We start from the raw sequence: 14,885 nt of genomic DNA, 5'->3' as shown, positions 1-14,885 counted from the left end.
CAGGATGGGGCGGTCGAGCCGCGGTAGAGCGGGCGTTCGCGTACAGGGGAGCAGTCTCATGGGGTCGGGCCGACTGGTTGCGGTGTTCGGGGCGTACGGTCACACGGGGCGGTTCGTGGTCGCTGAGCTGGCCGCTCGGGGGTTCGTCCCGGTGGTCTCCGGGCGTAACGCGGGGGTGTTGAAGGAGCTGGCCGACGAGCACGGTGTCGAGGCCCGGGTGGCATCGGCCGGGGATACGGAGTCGCTGGACCGGGCCCTGGCGGGCACCGTGGCGGTCATCAACTGCGCGGGCCCCTTCGCGGCGACCACCGGCCCCGTCATCGAGGCCGCCCTCCGCGCGAGGATCCCGTATCTGGATGTGGCCGCCGAACTGGAGGCCAACCTGGACACCTTCGCCCGCTACCAGGACCGGGCCCGGGAAGCGGGCGCGGTGATCGTCCCGGCCATGGCCTTCTTCGGCGGCCTCGGTGACCTGCTGGTGACCGCGGCGATGGGCGACTGGACCGCGGCCGACGAGGCCCGGATCGCCTATGCGCTCAGCAGCTGGCACCCCACCGCAGGCACCCGTCTGTCGGGCGCGGTCTCCCGTGAACGCCGCGGCAACGCCCGTCTGCGGTACCGCGGGGGACGGTGGGAGCGCCGTACCGACGAGGCACCGACCCTCCGGTGGACCTTCCCGGAACCGGTGGGAGTCCAGGAGGTGATCGGGGAGTTCACGATGGCCGATGTCGTCACCGTCGCCCAGCATCTGGCCATCCCCGACGTGAGCACCTGTATGACCGCCGATGCGGTACGCGACGTCGCCGCCCCCGGCACACCGGCCCCGACCGCCACCGATCCGGGCGGGCGCTCGGACCAGACCTTCGTCGTCGACGCGGTCGTACGCCGGGGCGGCACCGAACGCCGGGCCACGGCGAGCGGACAGGACATCTACGCCATCACGGCCCCTCTCGTCGCCGAGGCCCTCGAACGGGTCCTGGCCGGCCGCACCGGAACTACCGGCGTCGCCCCCGCCGGGGAGATCTTCGACGCACCGGACTTCCTGCGCGCACTCGCCCCGGACCTCGCCCTCGGCCTCCCCCCGCAGCACAGCTGACCCCGAACAGGACGAGCGCGGTGGCACCGAGCGGTGCCAGGGCGGCGAGCACGCGCAGCCGGACCAGCCCGAGCAGACCCGCCCCGAGCCGGCGCGGACCATGGGTGGTGTCACCCGGCAGCAGAGGGGCCGCGGCGACGGCCGGCGCGCCGATCGCCACCGCCCGCACCTCGTTTCCGGGTGCCGGCCGGGAAGTCGGCACCACCCCGGAGACGGCCGTGGCCACTACGGCCCGATCCGGCCCCGGCCGGGGCGCGTACCCGCTCAGCGTGTGGTCAGCCGGAAGGTGCTGAGGACGGCCTTGTGGTCGGTCGGCCAGGTCCAGGTGGGCTCGTGGAACCTGTCCCGGCCCGACTCCCGCACCCGCTGGTTGCGTACGATGCTCCCGGCCGGCCCGACGATGACGCTGTCGAGCAGCCGGATCCGCCGGTCCGGGTGGTAGAAGACGAAGTCGATCCGGTCCCGCTCGTCGGCCTTCGGCGCCCAGGTGAGCTGGCCGACGTCGGCGCCCGGGTTGTCGCTCGGCCAGGTGAAACCGGGTGTGCGGACGGGGTCCGGGTGGATCACACGGTAGCTGTCGCGGAAACCGGCGTCCTCGATGGCCTGCGTCGTCGACCAGGCGACGACGGTGCCGTTGTGGTCGAAGAGGTTCCGGGTCCGGCGGTTCCAGTCCCGGTGGGAGGGTTCGTTGAAGTCGCCGCCCAGCAGTGTCAGCCGGCCCTTGGCCCGCTCCTTCGCGGCGTCCGCCAGCACCGTTCTCGTCACTCTGGTACGTCCCGAGGCCGCGTTGAGCCGGGTGATCAGACCGACGTCGGTGATCGGACCGGTCGGGATCTCGCCCCAGCCGTACTCGGAGGTCTCCAGGGGCGACGGTGTGCCGCCGCCGTAGCCGCGCGGCAGGTAGTTGACGTAGTAGCGGTACTCCAGATGCCCCGAGTAGGCCGCGACCTCGGTGCCGTGGACCGAGACGACCGCCTTCGACCAGGACGGGAACGACGCGTGCTCGACAATCGGGTAGCGCGAGATCACCGCGGGGTCGACCGGGTTCGCGTTGTCGAAGTAGGTCAGCCCGCGCTCGGCGAGATCGGCCAGGAGATGGGCCACCCGCTCGGGGTTCGACTCGCTGAGCATCACCACATCGGGCTCGACCGCGGCGATGGTGTCGGCGATACCCGCCCGGCCGCCCGGCACCCGGCTGCCGCCCAGCCAGATGTTGAACTGCATGACCTTGAGCGTCCGGTGCGACGGCCTGCCGTGCCCCCGCCCGTGCCGCGGAGCGGCCTCCGCGGTACCCATCGCCAGCACTCCCGCTCCGACGCTCGCCCCGACCATCCCCAGCATTTCGCGACGCCTGACCATGAGTGACCTCCACTGATGTGCCTGTATCCGGGCCCGGTCACGGTTCGGCACGGGCCCGGACCGAGTGTCGGGGCCGCTGCTGTCCGATACATGAACTGCATCGCAACGTCGGATGTTGAACGATCAACGGTGCCTGCGCCGTGGTACGGGGATGCACCGTCCCCTCCCGTACCGCACCATGGCCGCATTCCAGGCCGCTGTCCCCGGCCGACGGCGTTGTCCGTACGTTCGCGCGTTCGAGAGTCCGGGGGCGGGGAGGCGTACCGGCGCGGTGCCCCGTCGGCTCCGGACGGCGGTCCGACCCCCCAGACGTCTGCTATGCCCACGACGCCGCCCCCCTGGGACGCTGCCTTGTGGCCCGGGGACGTAGTGGACCGTACCGGGTGAACCGGATGGGGGAGCACGCACGATGACGACGGCGAGACCGGGGACGACGGCGAGACCGGGGACGACGGCGAGACCGGGGACGGCGGCGAGACCGGGGGCGGCGGCGGGGCCGGGGGCGGCGGTGGACCGGGCGACCGGCGTGGGCCGCCCCCCGCCGCGCCGGATGCAGGTGGCGGGGCCGCCCGGCGCAGCGGGTGCCCCGGCGGAGGTCACGGTCGTGATCGCAGGCGGCGATCCGGTGTTCCGGATGGGGCTGGCGGCGCTGCTCGGGCCGCTGCCCGGTCTCTCGGTGGTGGCCGAGGCCGCCTCGGTGGCGGAGGCGGTCGCGCTGGTGGAGCGCCACGGGCCGCGGGTCGTGGTCATGGACCTGCGTCCGGGCAGCGGTACGGAGTCGGGGATCGACGGCACCCGGCGGCTGCGGCACCTGCGGCCGGGGACGGCCGTGCTGGTCATGGCGGGGGAGGACGACGACTCGCTGTTCGCCTGTCTGCGCGCGGGGGCTCTCGGCTATCTGTTGCGGAGCGCGAGCGGTACGGAGGTGGAGCGGGCGGTCCGGGCGGTCGCCAACGGGGAACTCCTGCTGGGGCCGGGCCCGGCCGAGCGGGTCTTCGCCCGGGTCGTGGGCCTTCCTGCCTGTTCCGCCGGGCCGCCGCTGCTCGGGCTGACCCCGCGGGAGCACGAGGTGCTGGACCTCGTCGCCTGCGGTCTCGACAACCGGGCGATCGCCCTGAAGCTGTCGCTGAGCCAGAAGACGGTACGCAACCACGTTTCCAACATCTTCATGAAGATCGGTGCCGCCGGCCGCCCGGAGGCCATCGTCCGGGCGCGCGAAGCCGGACTGGGCCGCACCGGCTGACCGCCGGCCCCGGCCCGCAGGGCCCGGCCGGGGCCCGGAGTGCCGGACGGATGGCCGGAAGCCGCCACGGGCTCACACCGTGAACGGGCGGGGCGAGAGCGCTTGCCCGCCGGAGGCCGCGTCCTTCGCCGGGGGAGTGGAAGCGCTGCTGGGGCGCCGTCACTCGGCGGCCCGGCCTGTCCGTGGGACGGGGCGGGCGCTTGGGCGCACCCCAAGGCGAACGGGTGTATGAATTCAGTCGTTGTGGAGATCGGGCCGCCAACCGGCCGTGCGGGCCCGGAGACTTGGCTGCGGTCCGGGACCCCTGCCTGGCCTGGAACAGATGAGATGCCCATAAATGTGCACGTCCGTATCGCCGAAGAGACCAGGAGCGTCCGGATGGCCCTTTTACGCATGTCCCGATCGGTGACCCTGCTCGTCGCGGCGGCAACCGCCCTGCTCCTGCCGGGGTCGGCGCCCGTGGCGATGGCCGACCCCGAAGGAGCAGGGAGGCTGCCGGCCTCACGGCTGCTCCCGATGCCACCCGGAGGGCTCCACAGCTTCGTCAGAGGCCTGAACAGCAGCGGCACGATCGTCGGCGACTACTATGCGGCGGGCTCCGACGGACCGCTCGCGATCCGGTGGAACGCCGGCCGCCCCGGCTACACCCCTCTGGCGCCGCTGCCCGGAGACCGGTTCAGCCGCGCTACCGCGCTCAGCGACCGCGGCTGGGCGGTCGGCCTCTCCTACCACAGCCTCCCCGACACCCGCCCCGTCCGCTGGACACCGGGCGCCGCCCCGACCCGGCTGCCCCTTCCCGCCGGGTCCCGCGTCGGCAGCGCGTCGGCCGTCAACAACTCCGGGGTCGCGGTCGGCGACGCCGCCGGGGAGAACGACCGCTCCCGGCCCCTGCGCTGGCGCTCCGACGGCAGCAGGACCGACCTGCCCGTGCTCCCGGGCGACGACAGCGGCACCGCGACGTCGGTCAACAACGCGGGCACGGCGGTCGGGTGGACCGAACGGCGCGACGGCACCACCGGCCCCGCGCACCCCGTGCGCTGGAACGCGGCGGGCGCCGTAAGCGCGCTGCCGCTCCCGGCGGGGTTCGCCGGGGCCCGGACGAGCCGGATCACCGACAACGGCGTGATCCTGGGGCACGGGCGGCTCGCCGGGAGCACGGAGTACGACCGGGTCCTGGTGTGGGCGGCGGACGGCACCGTCCGCGACGCCGGACGCGGGCGGGGATACGCAGTCAACCGGGCAGGCACCGCCGTGGGGGCTTCGCTGGAGGAGAACCCGTACGGAGACACCGCCCGCTGGAACGCGGACGGCACCCGGACCGTGCTCGCCAATCCGGCGGAAGCGGCCGGGGAGGTGCTGGCGGTCAACAACCGGGGCACGGCCGTCGGGTACGCCTGGCCCCCGGCCGGCAACCCCGCACTGGACAAGGCCCTGCTGTGGAAGCCCGACGGCACGGTCGTCCCGCTGCCGCCGACACCTCTCGGCCCCTACGCGGCCGCGTTCGCGGTCAACGACGCCGGAGTGGTCGCCGGATTCGCCGTCGGCACCGACGGCGCAGGCTCCGCCACGACCTGGCGTGCGACCGTCTGGAAGCGCTGACACCCGCCCGCCCTCCCCGACGGGCACCCGGCAGAGAGGGCGGGCAGAGAAATCAAACGGTGATCCGAAAATCGTCACGCCTATGGCTATGATCATCCGCAGCAAGGCCGTAGCGCAGAGGTCGTCGCGCCCACGCATCGAGCTGGAGGACGTCGGTTCGAATCCGACCGGTCTTGCGCCTCCTTGATATCGACGCGGACGCCGGGCCCCGGCGGAGGACCGGTGGAGTGGTGATGGACCAGCCGACAACGCCCGTACGCTGCCCCGCGATCGAGCACCCCGATCTGCCCATCGCCGATCCCGCGCTGCTCACGCCGCTGCTGGCCCGGCTCGCCGACGCCCGGCCCGTCACCGGGGACGAGACGTATCCCCTCGGTACCCTCCGCCCCGACGGCCGGACGGACCTGTGCAAGCAGGGACTCGGCCCCGAAGGCGCGGCGCGCCTGCTGCCCGCGGCGGCCCGCTCCCCGCACGCCGCACATCTGCTGCTCGGCACCAACGCACTCGGCGACGACGGCATCAGCTCCGTCGCCGGAGCCCTGACCGCCGCACGGGACACCGGAACCCCGCACGGCATCCGGACCCTCTACCTCGGCTGCAACCGCATCGGCCCGGACGGTGTCACCGCCCTCGCGGACGCCCTCGCGGAGGACACCACCGTGCGCGCCCTGTGGCTCAAGCGGAACCCGGTGACGGTGACCGGCGCCCGTACCCTCGCCGTACTGCTGCGCCGCAACAGTGCGCTGCGCACCCTCGACCTCGTCAACTCGGGCATCGGTCCCGAGGGCGTACGGATCCTCCTCGATGCCCTCCTGGACCGCGGCGCCCCGCTCGAACGGCTCTTCCTCGGCGGCAACGGACTGACCGCCCCCGACGCCCCGCTCCTGGCCGCCCTCGTACGCGACGCCGGTGTCCGCGAGCTGTATCTGCCGGCCAACCACCTCGGCGACGAAGGCACCGCCGTGCTGGCCGCCGCCACCGACCCGGCCCGGCCCGTACGCCTCGGCCTCGGCGGCAACGGCATCGGCCCCGCCGGAGCCCGCGCCCTCGCCGACGCCCTCGACGGCATCGACACCCTCGACCTCGGCCGGGCGATGTCCGAACGCAGCCTCGGCTCACCCGGCAACACCACCGGCGACGACGGCGCCAGGACCCTGGCCGCCGCCCTGCCCGGCAGCCCGCTGCGCCGCCTCGAACTCCGCCACACCGGTATCACCGGCCGCGGCGGCAGAAGCCTGCTCGCCGCACTCCCGGAAGCACACCGCCTCGAATACGTGGGCCTCGGCCCCGGCACACCCCGCCGCCTCAAGCGGTCCTTCGCCGAACGGCTGCGGCCTGCCCGGCCGGCCCACCCCGACCTGCGGGCGATCGGGAGCGTGTACCGGTGACCACCCGTCCGGACCTGCCCGGCGGCCTCACCCCCGAGGAACTGTCCTCCTGGGCCCGCATCCGCCGCTACGCCGTACCCCGCTGGATGATCGAACAGGCCACGGAGGCCAGGGAAGCCGGTGACTGGCGGACCGCCTGCGCCGTGGCCGCCGTCGATGTGCCCGACGATCTCGACCCCGGGCGGATCGCCGACCGCTACGGCACCGACATCGCCGCCCGGGTCGCCGACGACCTGCGGCATCTGGCGCCCGACCTGCTGCGCTGGCATCTCCCGCGCACCCTCGGCGGCCACACCACCCTGGCCTGCTGCCGCCGCGTCGTCCTCGCCGCCTACGGCGACCCCGGCCCCGTGCTGTCGCTGACGAACACCCCGATGCTGGCCGGGCCGCAGCGGCTCCGCCTGCACTTCGGCCCGGCCGTCGAGCCCGGTGAAGACGACCTCCACGGAGTGCGGTACCTCACGGAGGACTGGACCGCCGCCCGCCGCTTCTGGGACGCCCGACGCAGCGGCGAACTGCGCCGCAGCGCGGGCGGCACCGACTCCGCTCCCCACGGCCGGCTGCCGTTCTTCCACCCCGACGGCACACCCCTCACCCCCGAGGAACTCCCGGACGAGCACCCCGGCGGCACCGACCCGGCCGCCCTCGCGGAGTGGGTCGCCGTCCTCCAGGCACGCGGCGAGCACACGGAGGCGTACGCCGCCACCGGCCTCGGCCTCGGCACTCCGCCACCGGAGGGCCCGCACGGCCTCCGCCGGTCCGATATCGCCGGGTCGACCTCGTTCCTCGTCCCCGACCTCAGCCGGCTGGCCCGCGAGATACGCCTGCTCGCCCTTGCCGGACGCGGAGCGCGCTTCCTCCTCACCCGGAGCCGGCGAGCCCGGCTGTGGACCGAGCTGGACCCGGCCGACCCCGACGGCGCCCCGCCGCGCGTCACCGGCCACCCACTCGACGTGAAGGACGGCAGCCCGCGCCTGCCCCTGTACGCCCGGGAGCGGCTGCCCGACATCGGTCTGCTGCGGGCCGGCCGGATCCGGCCCGATGAACTGCACCCGCTGGTCACCGCAGCCCTGTTCCCGTCCGCCGGGCCCGTGCCCGGCCCGCCCGCCCCCCGACTGCCCCGACCCGTCAGGGTCCGCTGCGGCAGCGCATGGCACGAGGTCGTATCCCGCGACGGCGTACTGACGGGCCCGCACACCGAACAGGAACGGCAGCGCGAACTTGCGCTGCGCGCCTTCGGCGGCACCATCAGCGGCTGCTTCGCCGCACAGGCCGCCTGGACCAGCGGCAAGGGGCAGCTGCCGAAAGCCCTGCGGGAAGAGCGCAACGCACTCTTCCTGCACGCCCAGCACGGCGACACACCCGCCGTGACGGCCCTCCTCGACGCCGGAACGGACCCGCACGTCCGCGACCGCAAGGGCCGCGGACTGCTGCACATCCTCCGCCTCCTCGACCACCGCGAACTGCTGCCGCGCCTGCTGGCCGCAGGACTCGACCTGGAGGCGAGGGACGCGGCCCGGCGCACCCCGCTGCACAGCGCCGTCCACGAGGGCGGCTCCGCCGACCTGGTCAGGGACCTGCTCGCGGCCGGCGCCCGGATCGACGTCGTCGACGAGCTGGAGCTGTCCCTCGCCCAGTCGATCCGCCGCTACGAGCGGACCGACCTGGCCCCGCTGCGCCGCCGCGCCCTGCGGGAGCACCCGGGCATCGGCGCCGCGTGGTTCGACGACCATATGGACCAGCGGGGCTCGTCCTCCGTCGACTGGGACGAGGCCGACGCCGCAGAAGACGGGGCCGTCCACCCATGACCGCCCCCTCCGCCCCCGTACCACCGGCCCTCGCCGCCGCCGACGCCCTCAACGCCCGCCTCGGCGCCACCAGAACCGAACCGGCCGCCTCCCCCCAACTGGAGGCCCTCGCGCTGGCGGTGACGGCGAACCAGCCCGTCCTGCTCTGGGGCGAGCCCGGCATCGGCAAGTCCGCCGGCATGGAACAGCTCGCCGACGCCCTCGGCGTACGGCTGGAGACCGTCGTCGCCAGCGTCCACGAACCGTCCGACTTCGCCGGACTCCCCGTCGTCGGCGACGACCCCGCCGCCTCCGGCGTACCGATGGCACCGCCGGACTGGGCCGTCCGCCTCGCCCGCACCGGACACGGCCTGCTGTTCTTCGACGAACTGTCCTCCGCGCCGCCCGCCGTCCAGGCCGCCCTGCTGCGCGTCGTCCTCGAACGCCGGGTCGGCAGCCTGGCACTCCCCGCTCCGGTGCGGATCGTCGCCGCCGCCAATCCGCCCGCCAGCGCCGCCGACGGCTGGCACCTCAGCCCGCCGCTCGCCAACCGCTTCGTCCACCTCGACTGGGTCCACGACCCGCGCACCGTGGCCCGCGGTATGGCCGGCACCTGGCCCGCAACGGCCCTCCCGACGGTGGATCCGGGGCGGGTGTCCGGCTCGGTCGCCCGCGCCCGCGGCGCCGTCAGCGGCTTCCTGACCGCGCGTCCCGGCCTCGTACACCATATGCCGAAGGACGCCGAGAGCCGTGGCCGAGCCTGGCCCTCACCCCGTACTTGGGAGATGGCGCTGCGGCTGCTCGCCACCGGATACGCGTCGGGCGCCGGACGCGAAGCACAGGCCGCCGCCCTGATGGGCGCCGTCGGCGAGGGCCCCGGCCTCGAACTCCTCGCCTATCTGGAGAATCTGGACCTGCCCGACCCCGACCGGGTGCTCGCCGACCCGTCTGCGTTCGCCCTGCCCGAACGCGGCGACCGCCAACTGGCTTTCCTCATCGCCGTGGTCGCCGCCGTACAGAGCGAACCGACCCGCCCCCGCTGGGAAGCGGGCTGGGAGGTCCTCGCCAAAGCCGTGGACGCCGGAGTCCCCGACGTGGCGGCGCGGGCGGCCCGCGACCTCGCCGCGATGCGCGAACCGCAGTGGCCCATACCGCCCGGTATCGACGCCTTCCTCGAACTGCTCCGGCTCGCCGGTGCGCTGCCGGGCGCCCGCTGACCGGCCACCCCGCCATGAACCCCGCACCGGGCGCCGCCCTCGACCGGGCCAAACTGCTGGCCGCCCGCTACCAGGCCGCCGAGGCCCGCCCGTACCTCGCCTCCGCCCTGTACGCCCTCACCGTCGTACCGTCGGAACGGGTGAGCACGATGGCGGTGGACCGGCACTGGCGCTGCTACGTCGCGCCCGCCTTCGTCGACGCGACCCCCGTCGGGGAGCTGGCCGGGGTGTGGATCCACGAGGCGGCCCATCTGCTGCGCGACCACCACGGCCGGGCCGGCCGGCTGCCCGCCGCCGACCAGCGGGACCGGCTGCGGGTCAATATCGCCCAGGACTGCGAGATCAACGACGATCTCGTCGCCGACGGTCTGCGGCTGCCGCCCGGACGGATGGAACCGCAGCTCTTCGGGCTGCCGGGCGGCCGGCTCTTCGAGGAGTACCTGCGCAGTCTCCCGGCCTCGCCCCCGCACTCCCCGGACTGCGGATCCGGCGCCCACGGCGTCCCCGCCCCGTGGGACCTGGGCGAGCCCGCCGCCACCGGCACGGCCGGACTCGGCCCGGTGGAGGCCGAGGCCCTGCGCCGGGCCACCGCACAGGCCGTCCGCGCCCACACCCGTACCCGGGGAACGGTCCCGGCGGGCTGGCGGCGCTGGGCCGAAGAGATCCTGGAACCCACCGTCGACTGGCGCAAGGCACTCACCGGCGCCGTCCGCGAAGCCGCGGCCTGGGCGGGCGGCGCGGTCGACTACACCTACCGCCGGCCCTCGCGCCGCACCCCCGCCCTCGGCGGCCGGGTGGTACTGCCCAGCCTGCGCAGGCCCCTGCCCCGGGTGGCCGTCGTTGTCGACACCTCCGGCTCGATGGGCGAGGACGCCCTCGCCGCCGCCCTCGCCGAGGTCTCCGGCGTCCTGCGCGAAGTGGGCGTCGGCGGCAACCGGGTCACCGTCCTCGCCTGCGACGCGGACGTCCACGCCGTCGCCCGGGTGACCGCTGTCGACCAGGTCGAACTCGCCGGAGGCGGCGGTACGGACATGACCGTCGGCATCCGCAAGGCACTCGCCGCCAAGGATCCGCCGAACATCGTCGTCGTCCTCACCGACGGCTACACCCCCTGGCCCCCGGAGCCCGTCTCGGCCCGGCTGATCGCCGCCCTCATCGGCCAGGACGCCCCGGAACCCCCGCCCTGGGCCGAAACCATCCGCATTCCCACAGCCCGCTGACGTCCCCCGCCCGCGGCGGTGCCGTCCGCAAAGGGCAGCAGGCACCGCGCTCTTTGGTCCGCAGCGATGCGACCGGGCCTGCCCGCGCGGACGCCCGCGGTCCCCGGTCCCCGCCGCGCATTCCGTCCGCCCCGTCCGGCGCAGGCCCGGCGGGCGTCCGTCTCGCCGGACGCACGGGCGCGGCGCGCGGATCGCCGGCCTCTGCTCGGGCGCCTTCGTGCTCGCCGCCGCGGGGCTGCTGGACCGCCGCCACCCGGGCGCTGCTGGAGGAGACGGATCCGCCGGTGGAGACCATCGCCCGCCGGGTGGGCCTCTCCTCGGCCGTCAACCTCCGCCGCCGCTTTCACGACGCCCCGCGCACCACCCCGCCGCCTGCCGGCGCCGGTTCCGCGCGAACAGGTCCGGACAGGGCGTGCGGTGAAACGGTCCGGGGTCCCGGGGTTCAGGAGGAGCTTCCCGGGGTCCGGGACGGCAGCGGCTCCACCCCGATCACATGGCTCACCCGGGCGGGCTCGACGAGGACCATGACGCGCTGTTCGCCCGGGATACGCCACTCGAAGCGGTCGGTGCCCAGATAGCTGCGGGCGAGTTCGTCGATGTTCCGGTCGGCCTCCGGCCCCTCGACGAAGCGGACCGCACGGCCGCTGATCCGGATGCGGTCGTAAGGGTTCTCGGGGGAGGCATGGCAGAGGCTGACCCGCGGGTCGCGGCGGAGGTTGCGCTCCTTGACCCGCCCGACGGCCGTGTTGAACAGCACCAGATCCCCGTCGAGGCCCACCCACATGGGGCTGATATGAGGGGAGCCGTCGGCGTTGACCGTGGCCACGTACCAGATGTACGGACCGGCGATCCTGTGGCGTAGGTCATGCGGCAGTACGTCCATGGGGAAGGACGGTAGCCGCTGCCGCCGCGGAGGCCGAACAGCCGTGCCGGGTGGTCCGCGTGGTTGCTCCTGTGGCCGGTGAGGAAGGATGGCGATCACTCGTACGGCCGTACGGCATGGAGATGCAGGGGGAGAGACCGATGGACGCGCAGAAGACCCGGGTGCTGCCGGAGCACATCGACACCGGCACACCCCATTCGGCGCGGGTCTGGAACTTCTGGCTCGGCGGACGCGACAACTACGCCGTCGACCGGGCGCTCGGCGCCCGGCTCGGGAAGAGCTATCCGCAGATCGTCGACATCGCGCGGGAGTCGCGGCGGTTCCAGACCCGGGCCGTCCGCCATGTGGCCCGCAGCCGGGGCATCCGGCAGTTCCTGGACCTCGGCACCGGGCTGCCCACCGCCGACGCGACGCACGAGACCGCCCAGGCCGTCGACCCGGGTGCGCGGATCGTGTACGTCGACAACGACCCGATCGTCCTGGCCCATGCGCGGGCCCTGCTCGTCGGCCGTCCCGAAGGCGTCACCACCTATGTCCACGCCGACTTCGGCGCTGCCGAGACGGTGCTCGCGGAGGTGGCGACCGCGCTGGACCGGGAGCGGCCCGTCGCGGTGATGCTGCTCTCCACGCTGGGGCACATCACGGACGACGACCGGGCCGCCGGGCTGATCCGCGCCTACCTCGGGGCCTTTCCGCCCGGGAGCGCGCTGATCTTCTGCGACACGGTGGAGACGCCGGAGACCCGGGCCGCGTCCGAGGACTACGCCAGCGGCGGAGCGGCGCCGTATGTGTCGCGGCCCGCCGAGACCCTGCGGTCCTTCGGCGACGGGCTCGAACTGGTCGACCCGGGCTTCGGGTCGATCAGTCTGTGGCGCCCCGACGCGCCGCCGTCGGGCGCCCCCGTCGACCAGTGGGGCTTCGTCGGGATAACTTCCCCGTGAGCGCTGAGCAGGGCGGGCAGCGGGCGGCGCGCGCCGGTGGTCAGGGGACGACGACCGCCTTCCCGCAGAGTCCGCCCGCGCGGAGGCGGTCGATCAGCTCCGGTACCTCCGCCAGCGGATGGACCCCGCCGAGGACCGGGGTGAGTTCGCCGCGCTCGGCGAGCCCGGCGACGTACGCCAGATCCTCCGTCCGCTCCGATGCCACCAGACCGAGCAGCCGCCGGCGGGTGAAGGGGGAGAGCAGGGCGGCGCGGAGCACCCGGTCGATGCCGCCGAGCAGCCGTCCGGAGGTCTCACCGCCGACGATGACGAGGGTGCCGCGCGGGGCGAGCATCCGGCGCAGTCCGCGCAGCGTCCGGCTGCCGCCGGTGTCCACGATCACGTCGTACCGTTCGGGGCGGGCGGTGATGTCCTCGGCGGTGTAGTCGATCACGGTCTCGGCGCCCAGCGCACGGACCCGCTCCGCTTTGCCGGTGCTGCACACCCCGGTGACCCGCGCGCCCGCCGCCCGGGCCAGCTGGACCGCGTACGTCCCCACCCCGCCGCCCGCGCCGATCACCAGCACCCGCAGGCCCGCCGTCACCCGGCCCCGGTCGCGGACCGCCTGGAGCGCGGTCACGGCCGAGACCGGGAGCGCCGCGGCCTGTTCCGGGGTGAGCCCGGCGGGCCGCGGGAGCAGCCGGTCCTCGGGGACGGCGGCGTACTCGGCGAACGCGGACTCGCAGTAGCCGAACACCTCGTCACCGACTGTGAAACGGGTCACCCCCGGGCCGGTCGCCACCACCCGGCCGGCCGCCTCCCGGCCCCGGACCGGGTTCTTGGGGGCCCGGAGCCCGTACCCCATCAGCCGCAGCAGCAGGGGCAGTCCGGTCATCAGATGCCACACCCCCGCGTCGAGCCCGGCGGCCGCCACCCGGACGAGCACCTCGCGCTCACCGGGCACCGGTTCCGGGATCTCCCGCAGGGCGAGGACACCGGTGTCTCCGTAACGGTCCTGGACGACGGCCTTCACGCGTTCCTCCCGGGGGAACCGCCCGCCGGGGGCCCGGCGGGACTTCAACGGACGGGGTGCAGGGGCAGGGGATCAGGACTCCGGGTACTGGAAGACCTCGTCGAGCGGGACCCCGAAGACCCGCGCGATCCGGAAGGCCGTCTCCAGAGAAGGGGAGTAGCGGCCCTTCTCGATGGCGATCACCGTCTGCCGGGTGACGCCCAGCCGGTCCGCCAGCTCGGCCTGGGTCATATCGCCGTGGGCCGCGCGCAGCGTACGGATGCTGTTGGTGATGCTGGTCGGCTTCACCACGGCAGCCCCCGCCGGTAGGACACGATCCGGGCCACCGAACCGAGCAGGGCGGAGAGCACGAAGGCCAGATACAGGGTCTGCGCGATCCAGAACCGGTCGGCCTCGGCCATGGCGAGGGCGAGCGCCCCGACGGCCCCGACGACGAGGAACGCCTGCCCGACGTGCTCACCGAGCCGGCCGATCTCGCGGTCCCTCATATCGGTCCGCCGCCCCGTGCCCGGCGCGACGGCCGCGGCGGCGATCTCCAGCAGGACGGCGGCGGCGATCGCACCGCCGACGGTCCACAGCAGCACCGGCGCATACCGGACGGCGGTCAGCGGTCCGCCGTCCGCCCGGCCGAGGACGACCAGCAGATAGACCGTGTACCCGGCCACCGCCACCAGCGCGGTGATCCAGGCGCGCCGCTCTCCGAGACCCATGACCACACCCCCCGTCATGTAAAAGAAACCTGACACGGTGACGGTAGGGCCATCCCGGTCCCGAGGTCAAGAATTCTTTACATGGCCGGGGTGTCTTCCGGGGTGCGGGCGCGCCGTCACCCGATCGGACCGGCCCGGGGCGCGGCCCGTACCGGCAGGCGGTCGGCTGCCAGTGCCGGTCCCGCCCGCCGGGCGGGCACCCCTCGCCGAAGGAGAGCAGCATGCCCACGCAGACCGTCGAACGCTTCCTCGCCGCCCTGGACCCGGAGCACCGGGACGATGTCGCCGGACGGCCGCGCGAGGAGCAGGAGCGGCTCGCCGCCGCCTGGGAGTCCGAGCTGGCGAAGGACGACCTCGACACCCTGGACGAACTGTCGCCGCCCGCGGCCGAGCGGGAGGCCGCACGGCGGGTGGTGGCGGGGGAGTAGCC

At 74.4% G+C, this 14,885-nt stretch carries 14 protein-coding genes and 1 pseudogene; 10 read left to right on the top strand and 5 right to left on the bottom strand.

Going from position 1 to position 14,885, the window contains the following annotated elements; all coding sequences use genetic code 11:
- The first annotated feature begins 58 nt into the window (after positions 1 to 58).
- A complete protein-coding gene (locus tag ACIQ9E_RS07975; RefSeq protein WP_403703670.1) occupies positions 59 to 1,096 on the top strand; it encodes a saccharopine dehydrogenase family protein in 1,038 nt (345 codons plus the stop codon).
- 264 nt (positions 1,097 to 1,360) lie between these two features.
- Here the strand turns inward: ACIQ9E_RS07975 and ACIQ9E_RS07970 are convergent, their stop codons facing one another.
- Positions 1,361 to 2,455, bottom strand: coding sequence for an endonuclease/exonuclease/phosphatase family protein (locus tag ACIQ9E_RS07970; RefSeq protein ID WP_403703667.1), 1,095 nt, complete (start codon positions 2,453 to 2,455; stop codon positions 1,361 to 1,363).
- Positions 2,456 to 2,963: 508 nt separating this feature from the next.
- Here ACIQ9E_RS07970 and ACIQ9E_RS07965 point away from each other — a divergent pair.
- The 7 genes and pseudogenes from ACIQ9E_RS07965 (at position 2,964) to ACIQ9E_RS07935 (ending at position 10,909) form a co-directional block, all read left to right on the top strand.
- Positions 2,964 to 3,698 (top strand): LuxR C-terminal-related transcriptional regulator, encoded by a 735-nt coding sequence (locus ACIQ9E_RS07965; protein WP_403703664.1) that lies wholly within the window; start codon positions 2,964 to 2,966, stop codon positions 3,696 to 3,698.
- Between the two features lie 393 nt (positions 3,699 to 4,091).
- A complete protein-coding gene (locus ACIQ9E_RS07960) occupies positions 4,092 to 5,297 on the top strand; it encodes a hypothetical protein (protein ID WP_403703661.1) in 1,206 nt (401 codons plus the stop codon).
- 103 nt (positions 5,298 to 5,400) lie between these two features.
- A pseudogene (locus ACIQ9E_RS07955) lies at positions 5,401 to 5,473 on the top strand.
- 57 nt (positions 5,474 to 5,530) lie between these two features.
- Positions 5,531 to 6,685: a gala protein gene (locus ACIQ9E_RS07950; protein WP_403703658.1), complete on the top strand. Its 1,155-nt coding sequence runs from the start codon at positions 5,531 to 5,533 to the stop codon at positions 6,683 to 6,685.
- A complete protein-coding gene (locus ACIQ9E_RS07945; protein ID WP_403703655.1) occupies positions 6,682 to 8,493 on the top strand; it encodes an ankyrin repeat domain-containing protein in 1,812 nt (603 codons plus the stop codon). Before ACIQ9E_RS07950 ends, ACIQ9E_RS07945 begins: the two co-directional genes overlap by 4 nt.
- Positions 8,490 to 9,689, top strand: coding sequence for an AAA family ATPase (locus ACIQ9E_RS07940; RefSeq protein WP_403703652.1), 1,200 nt, complete (start codon positions 8,490 to 8,492; stop codon positions 9,687 to 9,689). Before ACIQ9E_RS07945 ends, ACIQ9E_RS07940 begins: the two co-directional genes overlap by 4 nt.
- A 14-nt stretch (positions 9,690 to 9,703) precedes the next feature.
- Positions 9,704 to 10,909 carry a VWA-like domain-containing protein gene (locus ACIQ9E_RS07935; RefSeq protein WP_403703649.1) on the top strand — a complete coding sequence of 402 codons (1,206 nt, stop codon included), beginning with the start codon at positions 9,704 to 9,706 and terminating at the stop codon, positions 10,907 to 10,909.
- A 442-nt stretch (positions 10,910 to 11,351) separates the two neighbouring features.
- Here ACIQ9E_RS07935 and ACIQ9E_RS07930 read toward each other — a convergent pair whose 3' ends face one another.
- The gene (locus tag ACIQ9E_RS07930) at positions 11,352 to 11,792 is read right to left on the bottom strand and encodes a PPOX class F420-dependent oxidoreductase (RefSeq protein ID WP_403703646.1); all 441 of its coding nucleotides are present in this window, start codon (positions 11,790 to 11,792) and stop codon (positions 11,352 to 11,354) included.
- A gap of 140 nt (positions 11,793 to 11,932) precedes the next feature.
- Here ACIQ9E_RS07930 and ACIQ9E_RS07925 point away from each other — a divergent pair, with 140 nt between their 5' ends.
- On the top strand, positions 11,933 to 12,733 hold the full coding sequence (locus ACIQ9E_RS07925; RefSeq protein ID WP_403703643.1) for an SAM-dependent methyltransferase: 801 nt from the start codon (positions 11,933 to 11,935) through the stop codon (positions 12,731 to 12,733).
- A gap of 40 nt (positions 12,734 to 12,773) precedes the next feature.
- Here the strand turns inward: ACIQ9E_RS07925 and ACIQ9E_RS07920 are convergent, their stop codons facing one another.
- The 3 genes from ACIQ9E_RS07920 to ACIQ9E_RS07910 all read right to left on the bottom strand — a co-directional run bounded on the left by ACIQ9E_RS07920 (position 12,774) and on the right by ACIQ9E_RS07910 (position 14,455).
- Positions 12,774 to 13,745, bottom strand: coding sequence for an NAD(P)-dependent alcohol dehydrogenase (locus tag ACIQ9E_RS07920; RefSeq protein ID WP_403703641.1), 972 nt, complete (start codon positions 13,743 to 13,745; stop codon positions 12,774 to 12,776).
- Between the two features lie 72 nt (positions 13,746 to 13,817).
- Complete coding sequence (locus ACIQ9E_RS07915; RefSeq protein ID WP_006345203.1) at positions 13,818 to 14,036, bottom strand: helix-turn-helix transcriptional regulator; 219 nt, start codon at positions 14,034 to 14,036, stop codon at positions 13,818 to 13,820.
- The gene (locus ACIQ9E_RS07910; RefSeq protein WP_403703637.1) at positions 14,030 to 14,455 is read right to left on the bottom strand and encodes a hypothetical protein; all 426 of its coding nucleotides are present in this window, start codon (positions 14,453 to 14,455) and stop codon (positions 14,030 to 14,032) included. The genes ACIQ9E_RS07915 and ACIQ9E_RS07910 overlap by 7 nt, the downstream gene beginning before the upstream one ends.
- Positions 14,456 to 14,676: 221 nt before the next feature.
- On the opposite strand from ACIQ9E_RS07910, the gene ACIQ9E_RS07905 reads away from it, so the two are divergent.
- The gene (locus ACIQ9E_RS07905) at positions 14,677 to 14,883 is read left to right on the top strand and encodes a hypothetical protein (RefSeq protein ID WP_366258805.1); all 207 of its coding nucleotides are present in this window, start codon (positions 14,677 to 14,679) and stop codon (positions 14,881 to 14,883) included.
- Positions 14,884 to 14,885: the final 2 nt, after the last annotated feature.

Source organism: Streptomyces sp. NPDC094448 (assembly GCF_044763775.1).
Classification (GTDB): Bacteria; Actinomycetota; Actinomycetes; order Streptomycetales; family Streptomycetaceae; genus Streptomyces.
The sequence above is the reverse complement of the archived record's forward strand: the minus strand, read 5'-3'. Positions and strand labels throughout refer to the sequence as shown.

Coding starts and splice junctions, on each gene's coding strand:
- ACIQ9E_RS07940 (WP_403703652.1), top strand. CDS start 8,490: ATGACCGCCCCCTCCGCCCCCGTACCACCGGCCCTCGCCGCCGCCGAC.
- ACIQ9E_RS07925 (WP_403703643.1), top strand. CDS start 11,933: ATGGACGCGCAGAAGACCCGGGTGCTGCCGGAGCACATCGACACCGGC.
- ACIQ9E_RS07930 (WP_403703646.1), bottom strand. CDS start 11,792: ATGGACGTACTGCCGCATGACCTACGCCACAGGATCGCCGGTCCGTAC.
- ACIQ9E_RS07910 (WP_403703637.1), bottom strand. CDS start 14,455: ATGGGTCTCGGAGAGCGGCGCGCCTGGATCACCGCGCTGGTGGCGGTG.
- ACIQ9E_RS07975 (WP_403703670.1), top strand. CDS start 59: ATGGGGTCGGGCCGACTGGTTGCGGTGTTCGGGGCGTACGGTCACACG.
- ACIQ9E_RS07960 (WP_403703661.1), top strand. CDS start 4,092: ATGTCCCGATCGGTGACCCTGCTCGTCGCGGCGGCAACCGCCCTGCTC.
- ACIQ9E_RS07935 (WP_403703649.1), top strand. CDS start 9,704: ATGAACCCCGCACCGGGCGCCGCCCTCGACCGGGCCAAACTGCTGGCC.
- ACIQ9E_RS07905 (WP_366258805.1), top strand. CDS start 14,677: ATGCCCACGCAGACCGTCGAACGCTTCCTCGCCGCCCTGGACCCGGAG.
- ACIQ9E_RS07950 (WP_403703658.1), top strand. CDS start 5,531: ATGGACCAGCCGACAACGCCCGTACGCTGCCCCGCGATCGAGCACCCC.
- ACIQ9E_RS07970 (WP_403703667.1), bottom strand. CDS start 2,455: ATGGTCAGGCGTCGCGAAATGCTGGGGATGGTCGGGGCGAGCGTCGGA.